21 protein-coding genes are annotated in these 21,534 nt (G+C 55.7%); 7 read left to right on the forward strand and 14 right to left on the reverse strand.

The window, feature by feature from the left end; genetic code table 11:
- Positions 1-31: 31 nt before the first annotated feature.
- Genes SERS4_RS0102920 through SERS4_RS0102930 form a run of 3 tightly spaced genes read right to left on the reverse strand, consistent with a single transcriptional unit; the run spans position 32 to position 3,182 of the window.
- On the reverse strand, positions 32-826 hold the full coding sequence (locus tag SERS4_RS0102920; protein WP_012004996.1) for a transglutaminase family protein: 795 nt from the start codon (positions 824-826) through the stop codon (positions 32-34).
- Complete coding sequence (locus tag SERS4_RS0102925; RefSeq protein ID WP_017891414.1) at positions 823-1,752, reverse strand: alpha-E domain-containing protein; 930 nt, start codon at positions 1,750-1,752, stop codon at positions 823-825. Before SERS4_RS0102925 ends, SERS4_RS0102920 begins: the two co-directional genes overlap by 4 nt.
- Positions 1,746-3,182, reverse strand: a complete 1,437-nt coding sequence (locus SERS4_RS0102930) for a circularly permuted type 2 ATP-grasp protein (protein ID WP_026142171.1) — start codon at positions 3,180-3,182, stop codon at positions 1,746-1,748. The genes SERS4_RS0102925 and SERS4_RS0102930 overlap by 7 nt, the downstream gene beginning before the upstream one ends.
- A 282-nt stretch (positions 3,183-3,464) precedes the next feature.
- Between SERS4_RS0102930 and SERS4_RS25640 the strand changes: the two genes are divergently transcribed.
- On the forward strand, positions 3,465-3,722 hold the full coding sequence (locus SERS4_RS25640; protein ID WP_017891416.1) for a hypothetical protein: 258 nt from the start codon (positions 3,465-3,467) through the stop codon (positions 3,720-3,722).
- 57 nt (positions 3,723-3,779) lie between these two features.
- Positions 3,780-4,046 carry a hypothetical protein gene (locus SERS4_RS0102940; RefSeq protein WP_017891417.1) on the forward strand — a complete coding sequence of 89 codons (267 nt, stop codon included), beginning with the start codon at positions 3,780-3,782 and terminating at the stop codon, positions 4,044-4,046.
- A gap of 77 nt (positions 4,047-4,123) precedes the next feature.
- On the opposite strand, the gene SERS4_RS0102945 is transcribed toward SERS4_RS0102940, so the two are convergent.
- The 8 genes from SERS4_RS0102945 to SERS4_RS0102980 form a co-directional block, all read right to left on the reverse strand.
- The gene (locus SERS4_RS0102945) at positions 4,124-7,105 is read right to left on the reverse strand and encodes an amino acid adenylation domain-containing protein (RefSeq protein WP_017891418.1); all 2,982 of its coding nucleotides are present in this window, start codon (positions 7,103-7,105) and stop codon (positions 4,124-4,126) included.
- Between the two features lie 213 nt (positions 7,106-7,318).
- Positions 7,319-7,705, reverse strand: a complete 387-nt coding sequence (gene ridA, locus SERS4_RS0102950) for a 2-iminobutanoate/2-iminopropanoate deaminase (protein ID WP_017891419.1) — start codon at positions 7,703-7,705, stop codon at positions 7,319-7,321.
- Positions 7,706-7,803: 98 nt separating this feature from the next.
- A complete protein-coding gene (gene pyrI / locus SERS4_RS0102955) occupies positions 7,804-8,268 on the reverse strand; it encodes an aspartate carbamoyltransferase regulatory subunit (protein ID WP_012005000.1) in 465 nt (154 codons plus the stop codon).
- A gap of 12 nt (positions 8,269-8,280) precedes the next feature.
- On the reverse strand, positions 8,281-9,216 hold the full coding sequence (pyrB, locus tag SERS4_RS0102960; protein ID WP_012005001.1) for an aspartate carbamoyltransferase: 936 nt from the start codon (positions 9,214-9,216) through the stop codon (positions 8,281-8,283).
- Between the two features lie 303 nt (positions 9,217-9,519).
- Positions 9,520-10,524, reverse strand: coding sequence for an iron ABC transporter permease (locus tag SERS4_RS0102965; RefSeq protein ID WP_017891420.1), 1,005 nt, complete (start codon positions 10,522-10,524; stop codon positions 9,520-9,522).
- A complete protein-coding gene (locus SERS4_RS0102970; protein WP_017891421.1) occupies positions 10,524-11,480 on the reverse strand; it encodes an ABC transporter substrate-binding protein in 957 nt (318 codons plus the stop codon). Before SERS4_RS0102970 ends, SERS4_RS0102965 begins: the two co-directional genes overlap by 1 nt.
- Before the next feature lie 121 nt (positions 11,481-11,601).
- On the reverse strand, positions 11,602-12,399 hold the full coding sequence (locus SERS4_RS0102975) for an ABC transporter ATP-binding protein (protein WP_017891422.1): 798 nt from the start codon (positions 12,397-12,399) through the stop codon (positions 11,602-11,604).
- A gap of 19 nt (positions 12,400-12,418) precedes the next feature.
- Positions 12,419-13,660 (reverse strand): amino acid deaminase, encoded by a 1,242-nt coding sequence (locus tag SERS4_RS0102980; RefSeq protein ID WP_017891423.1) that lies wholly within the window; start codon positions 13,658-13,660, stop codon positions 12,419-12,421.
- Between the two features lie 193 nt (positions 13,661-13,853).
- On the opposite strand from SERS4_RS0102980, the gene SERS4_RS0102985 reads away from it, so the two are divergent.
- From SERS4_RS0102985 to SERS4_RS0103010, 5 genes are all read left to right on the forward strand, one after another.
- Entirely contained in the window at positions 13,854-14,717 is an 864-nt protein-coding gene (locus SERS4_RS0102985; protein WP_017891424.1) for a MurR/RpiR family transcriptional regulator, read from the forward strand.
- 38 nt (positions 14,718-14,755) lie between these two features.
- On the forward strand, positions 14,756-16,195 hold the full coding sequence (locus SERS4_RS0102990; protein ID WP_017891425.1) for an amidohydrolase family protein: 1,440 nt from the start codon (positions 14,756-14,758) through the stop codon (positions 16,193-16,195).
- 17 nt (positions 16,196-16,212) lie between these two features.
- On the forward strand, positions 16,213-16,611 hold the full coding sequence (locus SERS4_RS0102995) for a RidA family protein (RefSeq protein WP_017891426.1): 399 nt from the start codon (positions 16,213-16,215) through the stop codon (positions 16,609-16,611).
- Positions 16,612-16,972: 361 nt separating this feature from the next.
- On the forward strand, positions 16,973-17,224 hold the full coding sequence (locus SERS4_RS0103005) for a DUF2024 family protein (RefSeq protein ID WP_017891428.1): 252 nt from the start codon (positions 16,973-16,975) through the stop codon (positions 17,222-17,224).
- A gap of 13 nt (positions 17,225-17,237) precedes the next feature.
- Entirely contained in the window at positions 17,238-17,498 is a 261-nt protein-coding gene (locus SERS4_RS0103010) for a Rho-binding antiterminator (protein ID WP_017891429.1), read from the forward strand.
- 104 nt (positions 17,499-17,602) lie between these two features.
- On the opposite strand, the gene SERS4_RS0103015 is transcribed toward SERS4_RS0103010, so the two are convergent.
- The 3 genes from SERS4_RS0103015 to SERS4_RS0103025 all read right to left on the reverse strand — a co-directional run bounded on the left by SERS4_RS0103015 (position 17,603) and on the right by SERS4_RS0103025 (position 21,529).
- Positions 17,603-19,171 (reverse strand): ABC transporter substrate-binding protein, encoded by a 1,569-nt coding sequence (locus SERS4_RS0103015; RefSeq protein ID WP_017891430.1) that lies wholly within the window; start codon positions 19,169-19,171, stop codon positions 17,603-17,605.
- 371 nt (positions 19,172-19,542) lie between these two features.
- Positions 19,543-20,034 (reverse strand): arginine repressor, encoded by a 492-nt coding sequence (locus tag SERS4_RS0103020; protein ID WP_017891431.1) that lies wholly within the window; start codon positions 20,032-20,034, stop codon positions 19,543-19,545.
- A 64-nt stretch (positions 20,035-20,098) separates the two neighbouring features.
- Positions 20,099-21,529 carry a basic amino acid/polyamine antiporter gene (locus SERS4_RS0103025; RefSeq protein WP_017891432.1) on the reverse strand — a complete coding sequence of 477 codons (1,431 nt, stop codon included), beginning with the start codon at positions 21,527-21,529 and terminating at the stop codon, positions 20,099-20,101.
- Positions 21,530-21,534: the final 5 nt, after the last annotated feature.

Consider the following 21,534-nt stretch of genomic DNA (forward strand, 5'->3'; position numbering starts at 1 on the left):
CGTGCCGTAAACCTTCACTTTCGGCAACAGGCTATTGCCCGCTGGGCATCATCTGCACTTCGGCGATGGTCTGCATATTCTCGCAGCCGCCGCCCAGCCGCATGCCGCGCACCGGGCAGGCGTCCAGATAGTCGATGCCTACCGCCAGCTTAAGGTGCTGGTTCGGCAGACGGGTGTTGTTGGTAACGTCAAAACTGTGCCAGCGTTCGTCGACCCAGGCTTCCGCCCAGGCGTGGGTGGCGACGTGCGTCGAGTCTTCGCTGTAAAGATAACCGCTGACATAGCGCGCCGGAATATTCAGGCTACGGCAGCAGGCCAGAAATACGTGGGTGTGATCCTGACAGACGCCGGTACCGGTGGCGAACGCCTGGGCCGCGCTGTCGGTGACGCTGGTGGAACCTGGGCTGTAAGGCATTTTCAGCAGCAGTTCGCCCATCAGGTTTTCCAGCCCGGCAAGCACCGCTTGCGGTTGGTAATAGCGCAGGGCAAAGGCCTGGATCGCACTGTCGGGCTGGGTCAAGGGGCTGTGGCGCAGGAATACCAGCGGTGACAGATGCCCCATCACCTGATCCTCTACGCCGTCTTCAATCTCCACCACGCCGTGGGCCTGAATGGTGATCGCCTGATGCGGGTGATCCAGCGTCAGCACGTGCAGTACGTTACCGAAAGCATCGGTGGTGCACACCGCATCTTCCGGCAGCGTCAGTTGCCAGGAGATAACGCGCTGGTGCCGGGAGTTCTGTGGCGTCAGGCGCAGATACTGGGTGCTGCGCTGCACCTGCTGGGCGTAGGTATAATGGGTATTGTGCTCAATGTTGAGTTTCATTGTGCCTCCAGATAGGTGTGATGGATGCTTTCCGCGATGCCGCCAATTTGCCCAAGAAACGCGTCCAGCCAGTCGTTCAGCCCGACCCGGTTGAGATCCTTCATGCTGCTGAAGCGCAGTTCGGCGTGCAGCGTATGTGCCAGCCGGCGCGGTTGATTGGCGCTGTTGCCACCAATCTGTTCCAGTTGCTGCACCATATCGCTGACGCAGGCCAGCAGGGAGCGCGGGATCTCATTGCGCAGGATCATCAGCTCGGCGATGGTGTCGCGGCTGAGCTGCTGCTTGTAGATACTGTGATAGGCTTCGCGGGCGCTGACCGCCCGCAGCAGCGTATCCATGCGGTAATACTCGCGTACCGGGTCGCCGTCGCTGTCCATCAGCGCGTTTTTCACCCCCAGCAAGCGGGCGGTGCTGTCGGCCCGTTCCAGCAGGGTGCCGAGGCGAATAAAGCACATGGCGTCGCTGCGCAGCAGTGTGCCGAACATGGCACCGCGAAACAGGTGTGAGCGTTCTTTTACCCAGTCGAAGAAAGCATCGGCCCCCACCGAGCCAATGCCCTGGCGACGGATCAGCTTCATCTCGATCCAGGTGGAGTTAATGCACTCCCAAACCTCGGAAGACAGGCTGCCGCGTACCGCGTGAGCGTTGTTCCAGCCCATCTGCAAACAGCTGTAAATGCTGCTGTGGTTGCGGCTGTCGAGGGCAAAAAAACTGACCAGATTGGCCATGGTCAGGTCGGGATAGGCTGCGGCATACAGCTCCCCGGTGCTGGTCAGATTGAGCGGCACCTGCAGATCCTGATCTTCGCTGTCGCGGATCGGCATCATCGACAGCTTGTTGGTGACGTCGAGTACCCGGGCGATGCTTTCTGCCCGCTCCAGATAGCGGGCCATCCAATAGAGTTCACTGGCAGTTCGGCTCAGCATGCGTCGTCCTCCAACACCCAGGTATCCTTGGTTCCCCCGCCTTGCGACGAGTTGACCACCAGTGAGCCTTGCGCCAACGCTACGCGCGTCAGGCCGCCGGGCACCAGGCGAATTTCCGCACCGCTGAGGGCAAACGGCCGCAGATCGATATGCCGCGGCGCTAGGCCGTCGTTGACGAAGGTCGGGCAGGTCGACAGTGCCAGCGTGTTTTGCGCAATATAGTTGTGCGGTTTGGCCAGCAGCAGGGTACGGAAGTGGGCGATTTCGTCTTTGCTCGCCGCCGGGCCGATCAGCATGCCGTAGCCACCGGCGCCGTGAACCTCTTTCACCACCATCTGTTCCAGGTTCGCCAGCACGTACGACAGCTCATTTTTATGACGGCATTGCCAGGTCGGCACATTGTTGAGGATCGGCTCCTCCTGCAGATAGAAGCGCACCATCTCCGGCACATAAGGATAGATCGACTTGTCGTCGGCCACGCCGGTGCCAATGGCGTTGGCCAGCACCACGTTACCGGTGCGATATACCGACAGCAGCCCCGGCACGCCGAGCATCGAGTCCGGGCGGAACGCCAGCGGATCGAGGAAGGCATCGTCTACCCGCCGATAGATCACGTCCACCTTGCAAGGCCCGGCGGTGGTGCGCATAAACACCGCGCCGTCCTTGACGAACAGGTCGGCGCTTTCCACCAGTTCAACCCCCATTTGCTGCGCCAGGAAACTGTGTTCGAAATAGGCGCTGTTAAAGCGGCCCGGCGTCAGCACCACCACGGTCGGATCGTTAATCGGCGAGCTTTCACGCAGGGTTTGCAGCAGGTGCGACGGGTAGCGTTCCACCGGTGCAATACGCTGCTGGGCGAACAGTTCCGGGTACAGGCGCATCATCATTTTGCGGTTTTCCAGCATGTAGGACACGCCGGACGGGGTGCGCAGGTTGTCTTCCAGCACGTAATACTGGCCGTCGCCGCCGCGCACCATATCCACGCCGACAATGTGCGCGTAAATATTGCGGTGCAAATCGACCCCTTGCATGCAGGGCTGATACTGATCGTTGGCCAGCACCTGTTCCGCCGGAATGATCCCGGCCTTCAGAATATGTTGTTGATGGTAAATATCGTGCAGAAAGGCGTTCAGCGCCTGGACGCGCTGGCGGATGCCGCGATCGAGCATCGCCCATTCGCCGGCGGGAATGATGCGCGGCACGCTGTCGAACGGGATTAGCCGTTCGGCACCATCATCCTCACCATAAACATTAAAGGTAATTCCCACCCGATGAAACAGCAGTGCAGCCTCTTCCCTTTTACGCTGAATGGCCTTGTGATCGGCCTGTTGCAGCCAATGGCAGTAAGCTTCGTAATGACCCCGGTGTTTACCCTCAGCCAGAAGCATCTCATCAAAAAACGGTGAAGCGGACAGATCGATATTTAGCATCGTCACCTCGTCGACATTGCAGGCTGTAGACGGATCCAGCATAAAATGTGCCAAGGTGATAAAGGGGCGATAATGGCGCGAAAACGCCAGGTTGTGGCAGGAGACGGCCCGCTTTGGGTGCAACCCAACCGGACGCTGCCTTAAAACGGGGCAAAACTGCGGCGCGTGCCTCAGACTCTAAACCCAGAAGTGGATGCCTCGACGACAGAATGAAAAGTGCGTTATAAAATTGAAGCCGTATTTCTAACGCCTTAATTTATAAAAGCATTCAAGGGACTGATAATGCCGCATGATTTTAATGTTCAGGAGCTGGGACAAAGGGTATTAGCAACAACCAATGAAATCTTTGCTGCCGGTGAACATAACATTCGGGTGCAAATGTTAACCGCAGAGGATTTGGAATGGTGCATAGTGCAGACGCGTCGGCAACCAGTAAGCCAGCGTATCCCTTGGGAGTTGAGTGGTACCGCGCTGAATAACCCTGACGCTTTCAAATTTAGCTTTAAGATTTTGGATGCGAATCAAAGACTAGTCTGTTGATGCTGCACAATATTTGAGCGACAATGATGACCTGCTGACGGGATTATAGGGGGTGATATGGTCATTAAAACTACAGATCGGATTGTAGCGGAAACTGCTTCCTATGAGCAGGAAGTGTACATAGCCGAAGGGGAAGGGCTGACAGTTGTAAAAACCTATACTTCTGAAGAGATTAACAACCTGACGCCCCGAGGGATGCCGATTAGCGCTTCACGTGAAGAAGTGATAGCCGTGTTGAAACAGGCCGCAAAGCGCATTAAACCTCAAACTGCTCCGATCATGGAAGCCGCCGGCGGTGTCCGTCGAAACCGAACCCATAAGTAATCAGCAATGGCCGCAATAGCGGCCATTGGATTATTCAGTTCAATAATCACCTTTCACATTTCCGGGCGCCCTGGTCCTTATACCTGCAATGACGGCTGTGGAGCTCCGATAGACTGCTGCAGATAATTCAGTAGCACCTGCCGGGTAAAGTGTGGTTCTTCTATCCCGCTGTGCTGCAGGAAATGCTGCAGGTTGCTGCAATCCCACTGGTAGGTGTTTTGGTAGAGCTGCACCGTCGATTGTCCATTCACCATATTGTCCCTGAACAGGCTGAGCAACGGGTAGAGCGGCGCATCGCCGTTGTGTTCCCACTGCGCCCGCCATTGCTCGAAGGGCAGCGGGTGGAAGTGGTAGCCAAACTCACGCTCCAGCAGGCTGAAGAAGTCCTGCAGCGTCAGGTTATTGCGGTGCTGGTGGATCAGGTTGAATTTCTTCCCCAGAGCCAGCGGATTACGGCTGACATGTGCAATCGCCTGGGTCATATAGTCCACCGTCGTCAGGCCCTCGCGTAAATCCTGCAGCGCAGGCCGCGTGCCACTGGCAATACAGGTTTTCACCAGTCGCCCCCACCATTGATAGCTGGCACTGACGCCGGTGCGGCTATGGCAGGTGGCGTACCCCAGACGGAAGGTCATCAGCGGCAGGCCTTGCGATGCCGCCAGATCGGCAATTTTTTCCATTACCCATTTGCTGCGGACGTAGCCAATATCGGTGATCACCGCCGGCAGGTTCTGGTCGATGTCGTCACTTTCCAGCATCACCCGTTTGCCGGTGTGCAGATGCCCCCAGCTATAGACCGAAATCGTCGACATCAACATCAGTGGTTTGGTGCGCTGATGCGCGGCAAAGCGAATGATTTCGCGCAGCCCCTGCACATTGTCGCGTTTCATATAAGAATAGGGTTGGATAAAGTTCACCGCGCTTGCCGAATGATAAATGATATCGACCCGCTGGCTGAGTTCACGGTAGCGCTCAGGTGACAGGGCGAAATCATGCTCGGCCACGTCGCCGGGGACCAGATGGATGCGGCCGCGCTGCTCGGGGGATAAAGCAATCTGATAGCGAGTCAGGATCTCGTCGAGTCGTTGTTGCGGGGATATCCGGCTGTGCTCCCGCACCAGGCAATACAACTCGGCACGGGTAGTGGTCAGCAGCTCTGCCAGCAGATGCGCACCGATAAACCCGGTGGCACCGGTGAGCAAAATGGCCCTGGGCGAGCTTATCTGCCATACGTCGTAATGCGGATTGATGGTGAGGTCTGCGGGTAACCAGACGTCGTCCTGCAGAGCACGCACCGGTTCGCTGTCCACCGCCGGCAGTGCATGGCCGCTGCGTTCATCCAGCGCCTGCGCCAGACGATTTATCGTCGGGTATTCATAAATATCGCGGACATAAACCTTCCCTCCAATTTGCTGGGCGATGGCCGTCGCCAACTTTGCCGCCAGCAGTGAATGGCCGCCGATGTCGAAAAAATTGTCTTCGGCACGGATATTCTCCGTCCCCAACAGCTGGCACCAAATAGCGGCAAGGGTCTGCCGGCTGCCGGTCAGCGTTTCTGCTGTCGGAGGTTGATCCGCGCGAGAAAGGGCCAGCAGCGCAGCCTTATCGGTTTTGCCGTTGGCGTTGATCGGCAGACGTTCCAGCAGCCGGTACTCGGCGGGCAGGAAGTAAGATGGCAATGTGGTTTTCAGATGTTGCTTCACGCGTTCGATCACTCCAGCGTCGTTCCGGTCGGCCACCAGAAAGGCCACAATCTGTTTGTTAGCCGGATCCTGCGGCTGGGTGACGGCAGCAACGGCGGCCTTCACGCCTGTCACCTGTGCCATGACGCTTTCTATTTCGCCCAGTTCCACGCGGTTACCACGGATCTTGATCTGGTCGTCGATACGGCCGAGGAACTGGACACGATGATCCGGCAGCCAGCGCGCCCGATCGCCGCTGCGGTAGAGCCGTTTGCCGGCAAAATGCGCGGGGGTAATAAATTTTTCGGCGGTGAGCTGCGAATCATTCAGATAGCCGCGTGCCAGGCAACTGCCGCTGATGTAAAGCTCGCCGGGTTGCTGCCCGCTGACGGGTTGCAGATTATCATCGAGAATGAATATCTCGGTATCTGCCACCGGCCGACCGATAGTGGCAGGAGCGTGTTGTGTGGCGCAACTGACCAAATTCCAGGTGGCGAAGATGGTGGCTTCTGTCGGGCCGTAGTAATCCACCAACGGGTAGCTCACCCCGCTGAGATCGACCGGGTTGAGCTTTTCCCCTGCGGTAAACAGGTAGCGCAACGCCAGGTTTTCCGGCTGTGGCGCACTGACAATTTCAGCCACCAACACTGTGGGCACAAAAGCATGGGTGATTTGGTGGTGTGCGAAGAAGTCGAGCAGGGCGGAAGGCTGCAAGCGGGTCTCTTCCTCTGGCAAATACAACGTACCGCCGCTGGTCAACGCTGCCCAAATTTCCCACTGCGCCACGTCAAAACCAATACCGGCTATCAGCGTTGAACGGCTTGTGTGGTTCATGGCGAACTTTTGGTTATGCCAGAGGACAATATTCAACAGTGAATGATGGGCAATCATGACCCCTTTGGGATTGCCGGTAGTGCCGGAGGTAAAAATAATATAGGCCGTCTCATCACCCTGCGGTTTTATTAATTCAAAGGGTAACGGTTCATTCGAGGTAATATTATCAATGGCAAAGGCTTGTACGCCAGGGTATTTAATTCCAAGATCGATTGATAAGTTGCTCAATATTATTGTGTTAGATGCGCTTTGTCTGAGGATATCCTGAATTCTTTTTTCAGGATATCGGGCATCAATGGGAATATAACTGGCTCCGGCTTTCAGGATGGCCAGAATACCGATCGGGAATTCTGCAGAACGTAATGCTATGAGCGGCACGCAGTCACCGGGGCGGACGCCTTGCTGTTGCAGGTATCCGCACAGTTGGTTACTGGCGTCATCCAACTGCCGATAAGTGAGGCGCTTATTGTGACTGACGATCGCCAGTGCTTCGGGGGAATAGGTCACCTGTTGGATAAAATAATCCAATACGCTTTGAGCCATGGGGTTATTCTCCTGAGATTATTAGTCTGATTAACAAACTGCAAAGAGTCATGTCCCGGCCGGGTGAAAAATAATTATAGATGCATTTTTATTGTGGGAATGTAAATGTGTTGGAAGTGAGGTTATCTTTATAAAATAACTGGAATAATAATTTTCATGAAATAAAAACGGCCAGCCGATGGCTGACCGTTGGGCGCGTGCGCGGTCGTGGAATTAACGACGAACGGCGATGGCTTCGATTTCGATTTTCACGTCTTTTGGCAGACGGGCCACTTCGACGCAAGAACGGGCCGGGAACGGCGCGCTGTGCTCGGTGAAGAAGCTTTCGTAAGCGGCGTTAACGGTGGCGAAATCGTTCAGGTCTTTGACGAACACCGTGGTTTTCACGATGTCGGCGACTTTCAGGCCGGCAGCTTCAACGATCGCTTTAACGTTTTCCAGTGACTGGCGTGCCTGAGCGGCCACGTCGTCGGCAACGGCGCCGGTTTTAGGATCGACCGGGATCTGACCGGAAGTGATGATCATGCTGCCCAGATCAACGCCCTGCACGTAAGGACCAATGGCTGCCGGGGCGAGTTCAGTGCTAATGTTACGTGACATTTTTTCTCCTGATAATCGAGGGTTGTTCTATCCAGAAACCCCATTATAGGGCGTCGCCGGGAGAATAACAGCGCCGTCTCCCGGCGAAAACCGCAGACTCAGTCTGCCTGCAACACCACCTGATGTTCGAACTCTTTCTCGCAGTAGCGGCATTTCAGATGTACGTCGCCGTCGCGGGATTTCACGCTAAAGCTGGAAGACACCGGCTCACTGCGGCTGATGCAGTTGCTGTTCGGGCAGGTCAGCACGCCGTCGATATGGTCCGGCAGGCTGAGGGTCAGTTTGCGCACCACTTCGTAATTGTCGATGCGGTTGACCGTGGCTTTGGGCGCATACATCGCCAGTTGGTTGGCCTGCTGTTCGGTCAGGAAAGTATTCTCGATTTTGATCAGGTCTTTGCGGCCCAGCTCGCCTGAAGGCAGGTTCAGGCCGATGGTAATGCGCTGGTCGGTGGCGGTCAGCTTGAACAGCGTCAGCAGCTTAAAACCTATCTGCGCCGGAATATGGTCAATCACCGTACCGCACTTGATTGCTTCAACCTGCAGTTTGTTATCGTGAGTCATGACGGTTCCCCCTTAAAGAGCCAAATCTGCGTTTAATACCAGCGCCAACAGCGCCTGACGGGCGAAAATACCGTTGCCCGCCTGCTGGAAGTAGTAGGCGTACGGCGTTTTATCCACATCGGTGGTGATCTCATCAATGCGCGGCAGCGGGTGCAGCACCTTGAGGTTGTCACGTGCCCCGGCCAGATCCGCCGCGCGCAGCACGAACTGCGCCTTCACGTTGGCGTATTCGGAAGGATCCAGGCGCTCTTTCTGCACCCGGGTCATGTAGAGAATGTCCAGCTCCGGCACCACTTCTTCAATGCTGCTGTGCAGGCTGTATTGAATGCCTTTCTCTTCCAGCATCTGCAGGATGTAGGCCGGCATCGCCAGCGCGTCCGGGGCGATGAAGAAGAAGCGGTTGCCTTCAAACTTGGCCAGCGCCTGCGCCAGCGAGTGTACGGTGCGGCCGTATTTCAGGTCGCCGACCATGGCGATATTGATGTTGTTGAGACGGCCCTGGGTTTCCTGAATGGTGAACAGGTCGAGCAGCGTCTGGGTCGGGTGCTGGTTGGCACCGTCACCGGCGTTGAGCACCGGAATGCCGCCGGAGAACTCGGTCGCCAGCCGCGCCGCGCCTTCCTGCGGGTGACGCATCACGATGGCATCGACGTAGGTACCAATCACCGAGATGGTGTCGGCCAGGGTTTCGCCTTTCTTGCCGAGCGAGGTATTGCTGCCGTCGGCAAAGCCGACTACCGAAGCGCCCAGACGGTGCATCGAGGTTTCAAACGACAGGCGGGTACGGGTAGAGGCTTCAAAGAAGCAACTGGCGATCACCTTGTGCTTTAGCAGCTCGGGTTGTGGATTGGCTTTCAGGCTGGCGGCGGTGCGCAGCACCAGCTCCAGATCCTCGCGGCTGAGATCGTTAATAGAGATGATATGTTTGTGATACAGCGGGTTGGCCATTTTTCACTCTCCTCGACTCGTGCCCGTGGCGCGGGACTTTTCAGGCAAAAAAAAGCCCCTCAACGAGGGGCTTGAAACGATCGGTTTAGCAACAGGAGAAACAACGGCAGTTGGCTGCCGCTTGGCAGTCGGTTTTGTCGGTTGTGGCTAACAAAACAAGCGTCGTTTTTCATGCTTTCTCCTGGCAAATTGTCGCGCATTATACTCGCGCTTTTGATCACTGCAAGCGCTAAAGCGCCGTTTTTTGCCCTTTCGCAATCGATTGGCTGGTGGCCTTTAGAGACAGGCCATATCAATTGGCGATCACTGGGTTCGTCGTAGCAAAATGGCCAGCACGAAAATACCGCCCAGACCGGCAGTAATAATGCCGATAGGCAGTTCCTGCGGCGCGGTAATGACCCGGCTGAGCAGATCGCCGGCAGAGAGCAGTACGGCACCCAATACGCCAACCAACGGCAGCAGACGCCGGTGACGCACGCCGGTAAAGGGGCGAGCCAGGTGGGGGACCATTAACCCGACAAACCCAATCACCCCGGTTAATGCCACCAGTAACGCGGTCGCCAGCGAACAGCACAGAAAAACTTCGGTGCGTAAGTGGCTGGTGTTGATGCCCAGGGTGCCTGCTGTCTGTTCGCCCGCCAGCAAGCCATCCAGCGATCGCCAGCGCAAGGCAATCAATGCCACCAATATCAGTAGCGCCAGCAAGGCAAAAATCAAATTGTCCCAACGCGCCAGCCCCAGCCCGCCCAGCGTCCAGAACAGCACGCTGCTGGCGGTGCGTTGATCGCCGGAAAACACCAGATAATTGGTGAAGGCCCCGAATAAAAAAGAGACCGCCAGGCCACAGATAATCAGTTTATCGGTGCCTTTCTGCGATTGAGTCATAAAAATAATCATCACCACCGCAGCGGAGAGTATCCCACCGACAAAAGAAGACACCGGTAATGCCCAGGCCCCGAGGCTATTACCGAGGCGGGTAATGACCATGACCACGCCGGCGGAGGCACCGGAGGAAAGGCCGAACAGAAAAGGATCGGCCAGGTCATTGCGGGTGGTGGTTTGTAATAGCGCCCCGACCAGCGCCAGCCCGGCACCGGCCAGTAATCCCAGCAGCGTGCGGGGCAGCCGCAGATCCAGCACAATACTTTTAATCATCGGCGGCACTTCGCCAGGGGTGATACCCAGTGCGGTCACCACCTGAGAGAAAGAGAGCGACACGCTGCCTTGTGCGACATTGGCGAACATCAACCCTGCCAGCAACAGTGGGGCGACTGTCCATGCCAGCCTGAAACGCATTTTTTCCGACATTAGGTAAAGGCTGCGGGGTAAAGGGCGTGCGCCAGTTTGTGGATGGCATCAATATTGACCGGCCCCGGCGTCAGCTCCTGATATTTCAATTTCAAATAACGATGATGGAGCACTGCCCGGGTGTGTTTCATCAATGGGTGCTGTTCAAGGAAAAGCTGCCTTTGGTCGGTATCGTCGGTCGTCTCTGCCTGGTAATCCACCAGAATGATAAATTCAGGCTCTGCCGCCGCGACACTTTCCCAGTTGGTGGTTGCCCAACTGGTGTTCAGGCTATCCATCACATTCTTCGCCCCGGCGGCTTCAATAATTGCCGTCGGCATCGCGTAGGCCCCGCTGGTGTAGGGCTTGTCTTCGCCGGAATCATAAAGAAACACCTTTATCGGCTTTTGCGTCGCAATTTTTCGATGGATATCGGTCACTTGCTGCTTCCAGCCACTGACCAGCGTTTCCGCCTGTTCCTGTTTGCCGAAGACTTTGCCGAGCCTAATCATGTCGTCATACAACAAATCCAGGCTGGCGCGTGGGCGATGACTGTCTACGTGGATGCAGCTTTCGCTCAGTATCAGCGTTTTGATATTAAATTTCGCCAGCGCCTGCGGAGTGACGTCACCGCGCAGGCCATAGTTCCAGCCAGCGAAAAACAGGTCAGGATTAACGGCGAGAAGATTTTCGACAGTCGGGTATTTCGGTGCCAGCTCAGGGATGGTTCCCCGCTGTTGCGTAAACTCAGGGATATTTTTATACCAGCCGGAAATACCGGTCACGCCAACCATCGCAGGCTGTAGCTGCAGGGCAAATGCCATTTGCGACATATTAATGTCCTGGATAACCACCCGTTGCGGGGCCTGGACAAAGGTCAGTGGCTGACCGCAGTTGTCTACGGTGACAGGAAAACCAGAGGCTGCGACGCTTTCTGAGGCTAATGCCAGTAAGGCGGCGAGGATTAACTTTTTCACATCGACTCCAGATTGATAAACCGGAGTCAGTAACCCGGCTCATTGGGAACCGGGGCAACATACCTGAATAATTCGTATGACAAATGTAGTTAGATCAAACAACCGTCGATTGGGATGAATTTCAGCAGGGTGATGTCGGCAACGCCTCGAAAAAGCGCAGGGCTTCGCCAGTTAGCGGATGGCGGGCTTGCAGCGATTTCATACCAAATACCTGTTGCAGGTGCGCTGACTCCAGCACCACATCGGGGGGCCCATAACAAAGGATTTTCCCTTGATGCATCATGATGACCTGGTCGGAAAAGGGTTGGACCAACTCAAGATCATGCAGCACTTTCAAGCTGGCTATCTTTTTTTGATGGATCAGTGACAGCAGTTGGTGCCGGGCCAGGGGATCGAGATGATTGGTCGGCTCATCGAGTAATAACAACACCGGCTGCTGCGCCAGAACCCGGGCAAACCCGGCACGTTGACGTTCGCCCCCCGAAAGCCTGGCCAACGGAAGATGTTGCAGATGGCGGATACCTACGTCATCCATCGCTTGTGCAATTATGCGTTGGTGCTCGGATGGTACGCGATCGGCCTGCCAGGGCAGGCGACCCAGGGCCACGTACTCATTAACTTTAAGCCGTAAATCTGCATTATCGTGTTGGCTAAGCAAGGCGATGGAACGGGCGCGCTGCTGGGGTTTGATGGCCGATAAGGGCGTTCCCTGAAAGAGAATCTCACCTTCACTCGGTTTTAGCTCACCGGTAATGAGCCGTAATAACGTGGATTTTCCACTGCCGTTTGGACCGATGATGGTGACGGACTCATCTTGCTGAAGGGTAAAGGTGACCCGATTAATCCGTGGAACTTTCCCAGGGCTCGCCAGGGAAAGATTCTGCACCGATAAAAGACGGTCGGTGGGCAGGTTATTCATCAGGTATCCTTTTTCGTTATCAGAAAAACGTCTCAATGGTTTCTATAACGTTGTAATTATCGTCAATCAAAAACAGCGTTTTCCATTTATCAAAGGTCAGGCATGGGTGAGAAGTGGCGAACACCAGAATATCACCGACCTGCACCGGGAACTCTGCCGGGCAGCTTAACATGGCATGCTGATCCATGATGCCATGGGTAATCAGGTGCTGTGTGTCGCTCTGCTGGCGAACCCCATTGCGGTAATGGGCGATCGGTTGCGGCAGGCCGGCGTCGAAGGCGGCATCTCGTTTGCCGAAGTTGACGATAACCCGGCCCGGCTCAGGCACCGACTGCACCAGCGCCACCAGTTCCAATGCCGAGGTTAATTCCCCTGCCAAATCGCAGGCGTAGCTGTCACGGGCCAGCACCGCATTTTGCGCGTCCTGGTAAATTCCCTGGTCGTGGGTGATGTAGCAGCCGGGGCGGATCACTACGCGACAGTTTGCCGGCAGTGCCTCTTCACTCCAGACGTTGCAAACCACGTCATACCAGGAGGAACCGGCACCGGTCAGGATCGCTTGTTCAGCGTTCAATAAACCTTGCTGGTGTAGCCTGCGCAGCAGACCGGCGGCTTCACGCAGGAATTGTTCGATTTTGCTCTGGGCGTCGTCGCCGTGCATCACGCCTTCATACAGCTCGATACCTTGCAGACGCAAACCCGGCAGGGCGGCTATCTCCTGCGCCAGCCGTTCTGCCTGCGCCACGCTGCGGCAGCCGCAGCGCCCACCGGAGACACCCAATTCCACCAACACATCCAGCGTTTGCCCGTGCTGGCTGAAAAATGCCGCGAGGGTTTGCGCATTGCTCAGGCTATCGATACAGCAAAAGAAACCGCTAGCGGGATGCTGCGCCTTGAGTTCGGCGATCAGTTGCATATTGGCCTTGCCGACCAGTTGGTTTGCCATCAGTACCCGAGGCACGCCGGCTTCCATGGCCACTTTGGCCTGCCAGGCGGAGCCGACGCCAATGGCCCAGGCCCCTTGCGCTACCTGACGCTGGAAAATCCACGGCGTCATGGTGGTTTTACCGTGTGGGGCTAAAGAGACGCCGCGCGCGTCGGCATAGTTTTGCATCCAGGCAATATTATTTTCCAGGCTGCTGCGCTTGATGGCGGCAGCCGGCAGGCAGACATCTTCATTGAGCAGGTTCGCCGGGCCGTTTGGGGTGCTGTGCATCACGGCGGCTTTGTGGGTAACGGTGAAATCTGTTTGGTATTTCATAACATTATCCTTTAGGTGCTCTATCTTTTTTTAAAATGAGTATCGTGACTAAAATTATTGATTTAAATGATTTTTAAATATTTATTATCTTGAGTTGGGTACAAAGTATCATTTTTAGAACTGTTTTTTGTGTAGTCTTCCACTGTTTTCTTGCATTGTAAATGACAAAATTTAACCACTATGAGGTCAGGCGATGGGTGTTGAAATCGACATTATCTCGCGCATTACGGAGCGTTTTATCGAGCTGAGCAGCGCCGAAAAACGCATCGCACAATTCATTCTGGATGATGCGGAGGCGGTGACTGCCCTGCCGATTGCCGAATTGGCCCGGCAGGCTAACGTTAGCCAGGCTTCGATCACTCGTTTCGCCAAAGCGCTGGGCTGCCGGGACGTGCGTGACCTTAAGGTCAAATTGGCGCAGTCGCTGGCGGTGGGGCAACGCTTCATTCACGAAGAGCCGGACCTCGAAGGAATTCAGGGGATTTATGAAAGCATTATCAATGTCCTGAATATTAATCGGCGGAGCCTCGATGACGCAGCGCTGGCCAAGGCGGTGGAGTTACTCAGTGGTGCACGACAAATTGTGGCGATGGGGATGGGCGGCGGCTCGACCCTCTGCGCAGCAGAGATCCAGCATCGGCTGTTTCGTCTGGGGTTGCCGGTGACGGCACAAAGTGATGGCTTGCTGGTGCGCATGATGGCGGCGGTGGTGAGCCGGCAGGATGTGGTGGTGGCGCTGTCACTGGGCGGCTACACGCAGGAAGTGGTGGAAAGTGCCGCCATTGCCCGCCAGTACGGGGCCAAAGTGGTGGTGATTGCTCCTGCCGGAACGCCACTGGCGGCGCAGGCTGACGTGCTGTTGGCGTTGGTGGTGCAGGAAAATGATTACATCTACAAACCCAGCAGCTCGCGCTACGCCATGCTGGCGATGGTGGACGTGCTGGCGACGGCGCTGGCCATGGCGAATAAACGCCAGTCCAGAGATCGGCTACGCCGCATCAAGCTGGCGCTGGACAGCCATCGCGGAGGGGCCGATCGGCAGCCATTAGGTGACTGAGCCGGATCCCACAGACAATAACGGAAGGATAATGATTCATGCGGTATCAGTATCTGTTTAAAAATGTCACGGTGATCGACGGCAGCGGTGGGCCACAATACCGGGCGGATGTGGCGGTCAAAGACGATCGCATTGCGGCGATTGCGGCTGCCATCGAGGCCGACGCCGAGGTGGTGATTGAGGGGCACGAACGGGTATTGTCGCCAGGATTTATCGACGTGCATACCCATGATGATACCAACGTGATCCGCATGCCTGAAATGCTGCCGAAGATTTCACAGGGCGTGACCACGGTGATTGTCGGTAACTGTGGTATCAGCGCGGCCGGTGCGACGATCAGAACCCAGGTGCCGGACCCGATGAACCTGCTGGGAGAAAAAGAGCATTTCGTTTACCCGACGATTGCCGCCTACCGTCAGCAGGTGGAAACCGTGATGCCCGCGGTGAATGTGGCGACGCTGATCGGGCATACCACCTTGCGCAGCAATCAGATGGATGATCTGTTCCGCCCGGCCAATAGCGAAGAAATTGTTGCCATGCGCGAGCAGTTGCGCAGCGCATTGCAACAGGGCGCGTTGGGGTTGAGTACCGGTCTGGCCTATGCCTCGGCGTTTTCGGCCCCTACCGAAGAGGTGATGGCCCTGGCGGAAGAGCTGGCGGATGAGCAGGGTATTTACACCACTCACCTGCGCTCGGAGTTTGAACCTATCCTTGAGGCGATGGACGAGGCCTTCCGCATTGGCCGCCACGGCCGGGTGCCGGTGGTGATTTCGCATCATAAATGTGCCGGGGCCAAAAACTGGGGCCGCACCCAGGAAACCTTAAAACTGTTCGACAAGGTGCGCCAGACACAGGATGTGTCCTGCGACTGCTACCCTTATTCCGCCAGTTCTTCGACGCTGGATTTAAAACAGATCACCGATGATTTCGACATCGTCATCACCTGGTCCGAAACGCACCCGGAGATGGCGGGGCAGTCTTTGCGCGACATCGCCGGAAGCTGGTCGATGAGCCTGCATGAGGCTGGTAAGCGGCTGATGCCGGCAGGGGCGATTTACTACAACATGGACGAGCAGGATGTCCGCCGGGTGTTGAGTTATCCGCTGACCATGGTGGGGTCGGATGGCCTGCCGAACGATCCGATGCCGCATCCGCGCCTGTGGGGAGCTTTCCCGCGCGTACTGGGGCATTACAGCCGTGACGAAGGGCTATTTCCCCTGACCGTGGCGGTACACAAAATGAGTGGCATGTCCGCGGCGCGCTATCAACTGCCGCAGCGTGGGCTGATTAAGACAGGTTACTACGCCGATCTGGTGTTGTTCGATGCGTTGAAAGTGAAAGACAGCGCGACGTTCAGCCAGCCCCAACAACCCGCCGCCGGGATTGACGCGGTGTGGGTGAACGGCGTACTGAGTTACGAACATCAGGCCGTTACCGGCCTGCGCGCCGGGCGGTTTTTGTGCCGCCAGGGCAAATAAATCGACAGGAGCAAGGCATGACGATTAAAAGATACGGAATTGATGGCGGAACCGGCACCGGCGGGCAGCATCTGCCCTTTTCCAGAGCGGTAGAAGCCGGTGGCTGGCTGTATATCTCCGGTCAGACACCGATGAAAGACGGCGAAGTGGTGGAGGGCGGCATTATCGAGCAATCGCGCCTGGCGATCCAAAACTGCCTGGATATTATGCAGGAAGCGGGATACGGCCTGGAGGACGTGGTGCATGTTAAGGTCATTCTGACCGATGCGCGTTATTTCCAGTCATTCAATAAAGTCTTCCGCGAGTTTTTTGCTGCTCATCCACCGGCGCGTATTTGCGCGGTTGCCGATTTAGTGGTGGATTGCAAAGTTGAAGTGGATATTACCTGCTATAACGCCGCACGCACTGCCCGCTAGTGGATGATGGAACGATCATGACTTGATGGTTTCATTGCTTGCTGCGCTGCAAAAAGAGCCGGGCCTACGGAGGGGCCTGGCCCACCTCAATGGCCAAAAATTACAACGTCTTGCAAAAAATCCCTTCGCTTTCCAGGCTACGGCTGTCCGCATCTTGCGGGATTGTTTTTATCTGAACATATAGTATCGATTCAAAACTTTGTTGACAAAGGGACGAACTTTGTTAAAGATTGTTGGTATCGAGTCGATACTAATTGGTGGGGTATAAAAGTGAGATTTAATAAAACACAGACTTTTTTCGACTCACTCATATTGCCTCTGGCGATCTTTCATTACCCGCTATATGGAAGGATAAAAAATAATGGAAATTAACGTATTTGATACCTATGTAGAAACCAGAACCGGGCGCTTTCTGCATTTTGATGTACTGATCGAAAGCAAAGATCAACAATTGGCACTTAAATATGCCAATAACTGGCTGGAGGCTCAGGGAATTCAGGCGGCAGATATTAAACAAAACATGTGTGCGTATTGTCACACTGAGCTCGCTCCGCCGGAGGTGGTATCCGTGGTCAAACGACAGGGGTATTTTATCATCGACTTGACTGGCTGAAATAGGCTGTATTATGAATGCATATCAACCCATTAATTGCGATCTCCATGACCATTTGGAAATAGCCTGCTTATATTCCTGGGTATTACAGATTGAGTTAGATGACGGGAAGGTAATAACCGCTAAGCCCATCACCACCCTGACTCAGCCTGGCGACGGTGAATTTCTTATTTTGGATGACGGCGGCGATCGAGTGAGTATCCGTCTTGATTATATTCATGCCATAACTCATCTGGATAAAAACAAGCTGATTCATCGCATTGTTTTTAAGTAAAGGGTTTATATTGCCGTGTTCAAGAAAATTGAACCGTTATAGAAGAGGCGGCGCTGGCCGCCTCGTCATATCCCACCGCTTAAAGATGCTCCTTTTGTAGCCCCTTATTTGCTGACGCGATCGTAGTAGACCATGTCGGCATTCAGACCCTGCTGGTAGCCTTTGACGTTATCGCGCAGCACCACTTCGGTTTTTGCCTGATCGATAAACACATACGGCGAGCTACGCTGCAGTTCCTGCTGCATGGCGGTATAGAGTGCGGTGCGCTTGGCCGGATCGGCCTCGGCCACCGCCGCCAATGTTTGTTGGCTTAGCTGCGGGATCTGCCAGCCGTTGAGGCCCGCTACCGTGCTGGTCTTGCCGTCGTTATAGGCGAAGGCGCTGGCGTTGGAGTGAGCGTCGAAGTAGTCCGGGATCCACAGACGGATTGCTGCCTGATGCTGACGGGCGCGCACCCGTGAATAGACCTGACTACCGGCCGCCGGCAACAGTTCCAGCTTCACACCACCCTCGGCAAAGCTGGCCTGCAACGCCTGGGCGATGGTGATAAACGGCGGTTTGTTCTCCACGTCCAGCGTCAGCGCCGCGTTGGTGATGCCGGCCTTGGCCAGGATCGCCTTGGCCTTGGCCGGATCGAAGCTGAACGGATTGTCTTTCAGCGCGCCCGGCAAGCCGACCGGCAGGAAACTCTGGTGCACAAAATACTGGTCCTTCAGCAGATCTTTGGTGATGCCCTGGTAGTCGATCAGATAACGCGCCGCCTGCCAGAAGGCCGGGTTCTTCAGCAGCGGGTTGGCGGTATTGCCGGTGTTGAACACCAGATAGTTTTGCTCGGCGGAAGGGATTTCCAGCACCTTCACACCCGGCTGATTTTTCAGCGCCACGGTCTGGTCCGGGCCAAGCTCGCGCGCCACGTCGGCGTCGCCCTGCTGGATCAGCAGGCGGCGGGTGGCGGAGTCCGGCACGCTTTTAATGATGATGCTTTTCAGCAGCGGCTTGCTACCCGGCGACGTCGGGTTGGCATCCAGCACAATCGCCTGATGCGGTTGGTAGACGCGCATTTTGAACGGCCCGCTACCGGCGGAGTGCATTTTCAGCCAGGCGTTGCCGTAGTCACCGTCTTTGATGTTGGCCTGCACCGTTTTACCGTCGACGATCGAGGCGATCGGGGTGGAAAGAATATTCAGCGCCACTGCCGGGCTGACGTCTGCCGTCCAGCTCAGTTGCAGGCTATGGTCGTCGATTTTCTTCAGCTGTGCGTCGATGTTATCCGGCTGCCAGCCGAGGACGTTGAGGATAAATGCCGGTGACTTGTTCATCTTCACCGCGCGGCTGTAGGAAAAGATCACATCATCGGCGGTCAACGGGTTACCGGAGGCAAATAGCGCCTGTGGGCGCAGTTTGACCGTCAGGGTTTTGGCGGCGGCGTCGCCCTGCCAGCTTTCCGCCAGCACCGGCACCACCTTCGCCGGATCGTCGCGATCCGCCTGCACCAGCCGCTGATACAGGCTTGGCACGGTCTGGATGCTGGACAGTTCGTTGGCTTCCGCCGGATCGAGGCTGACGATGTCATCCAGCGATTGCACCACCACCAGCGTGTTGGGTGGAGTGGCGGCCAATGTGGCGGTGGACAACGCGGCAAGCATTAACAGCGGCAGGACTTTGGCTTTCATTGATATTTCCCCTGAATGCACCGCGGGCTCCGGTGCCGAGAAGTCATTGTTATCGTTAGTTTTCGCGGCGTTTCGCCGTCAGCATGCACGGTAGAACCTTTGTCGGTGGCTGACAAAGGTTAATCGGCTATTTGATAGACAAAAAAACTATAAGAGGCCAGAGCGCGGAGCGCCATTTTCAATGGTAAATAAAGCCCTGTTCAGTACAAGGCTCCAGACGTCTGACAAAGTCCGTTATTAGGGAGAGCGTGCCGAAGGGGTCGTAGCAGCTTTAGCTGCCGGAGTGCCCCTCGGTGCGCTAGGCCCGGGTATCTCGAGTTTAAAGACAACTTTTTTATCAAAGCCCTGTGCAATACAGGGCTGGTTGGGCATCAAAGACCGGCATTGCTTTCCAGCAGGTTCAGCAGCCGCTGATGCAGCTGAGCGACATCTCGCGTATCGCGCGGCGCTATCCACACCACATTGCTGCTGGCGATCACGCCCAATACGGTGGGCCAGGCGCAAAGATCGATAATCCTCGCCATGGCTTTCGCGTAACCGGAATTCATGTGGATCAGCACAAACTTGTCGTTATGCTCGACGTCGATCAGCATCGCTGACAGCGGCTCGTTGATATCGGGCGCCGGGTGGTGCAGCGCATTGAGGGAATAGACTTTTTTCCCCTTGGCATTCTGCACCTTCATTACCCCCAGCATTTTCAACAGGCGAGATACGGTCGACTGGCTAATGCCCTTATAGCCGCTACGCATCATTTGATGACGGATCTCCTCCTGCGATGAATAACGTTGGCTGACGACCAGTTTGCGGCACAGTGCCAGTTTGCGTTGCTCCTTGCCCCATGAGGTTTCTATCTTATTCGTCATTTTAATACTGCCTTGGTTTGAAAATGAGCGATAACTCTATATAAATCAATGTAATAAAGTATTGTTAACCGAGGGTGATATGACCAGTCGCAATCATATAAACGGTAATGCAGGCGATAATGACCAAAAAGGTGGCAATTAGTGCTTCATAGCCTTTCCAAAGCCGCTCTGCACGCTGGGTTTTCTGGTGCCACAGGAAGACCAGCACACCGGGAACGAACAGCAGCGAACTCAGCAGCATCTGGCTGCCAGCCGCATAACACAGCCAAAAACCGTAGAGGGTACCAATCAATCCGAGGGCCAGATCGCGGGTGCGCGACTCCCCAACCCGGTAGTTTTCGCCGGTGATCGCCAGTTTCAGACCATAGGCGGCGCTGAACAGGTAGGGAGGCAGGATGGCGGCGGTGGCGATAGAGAACAGTGCCTGGTAACCGGCGCTACAGAACAACGTCAACAGCAGGAACAGTTGAATCAAACCATTGGTGATCCACAACGAGGTTGACGGTGAGCCATTGGCATTGGTTTTGGTGAATATTTTGGGGAACATGCCGTCTTTGGCCGCGACAAACGGCAGCTCCGAGGCGAACAGTGTCCAGGCTAACAGCGCGCCGGCTACCGACAAAATGACCCCAGCGGCGACCAGGCGTGCCCCCCAGATGCCGATCACGGATTCCAGCACCCCAGCGGTCGACGGATTTTTTAATCCGTTCAGCGTGGCTTGATCCAACACCCCCATCGACAGCACGCTGACCAGAACATAAATCACCAGACAACCCAGCAACCCAATCACGGTGGCCTTGCCGATATCGGCGCGTTTGGCTGCCCGCGAGGAGACCACGGTAGCCCCCTCGATGCCGACAAACACCCAGGTGGTAATCAGCATGGTGCCTTTTACCTGTTCAAACAGCGCGGGATGACTACCATTGACCAGCATCATGCGGCCCCAGAAGTCTGCAGTGAAAATGCCGATGCGGAAGGCGATCACCACTGCGGCGATAAATACCAGCAATACCAGTACCTTGACTACCGTCAGCACGGTATTGATCATCGCGGTCTCTTGCACGCCGCGTAACACCAGCGCATGTACCAGCCACAGCACAATGGAGGCCCCGAGGATTGACTGCCAGTTATTACCCAGGCCGAACACCGGGAAGAAGAAGCTGAGGGCGCTGAACAGCAGTACCGAATAAGAAACGTTGCCCAGCCAGGCGGCGAACCAGTAACCCCAGGCCGACTGGAAACCGATAAAGTCACCGAACCCGGCGCGGGCATAGCTGTAAATCCCCCCTTCCAACTTTGGACAGCGGGCGCTGAGATTCTGATAAATCAGTGCCAGGCAAATCATCCCGACGGCGGTAATCAGCCAGCCGATCAACAGTGCACCGGGTGAGGCCACAGAAGCGAAGTTTTGCGGCAGGCTGAACACGCCGCCACCCACCATGGAACCTATCACCAGCGCAATAAGCGCCATCAGTCCCAGTTTTTTTTCAGACATAAGGG

The organism is Serratia sp. S4 (assembly GCF_000347995.1).
Classification (GTDB): domain Bacteria; phylum Pseudomonadota; class Gammaproteobacteria; order Enterobacterales; family Enterobacteriaceae; genus Serratia; species Serratia quinivorans.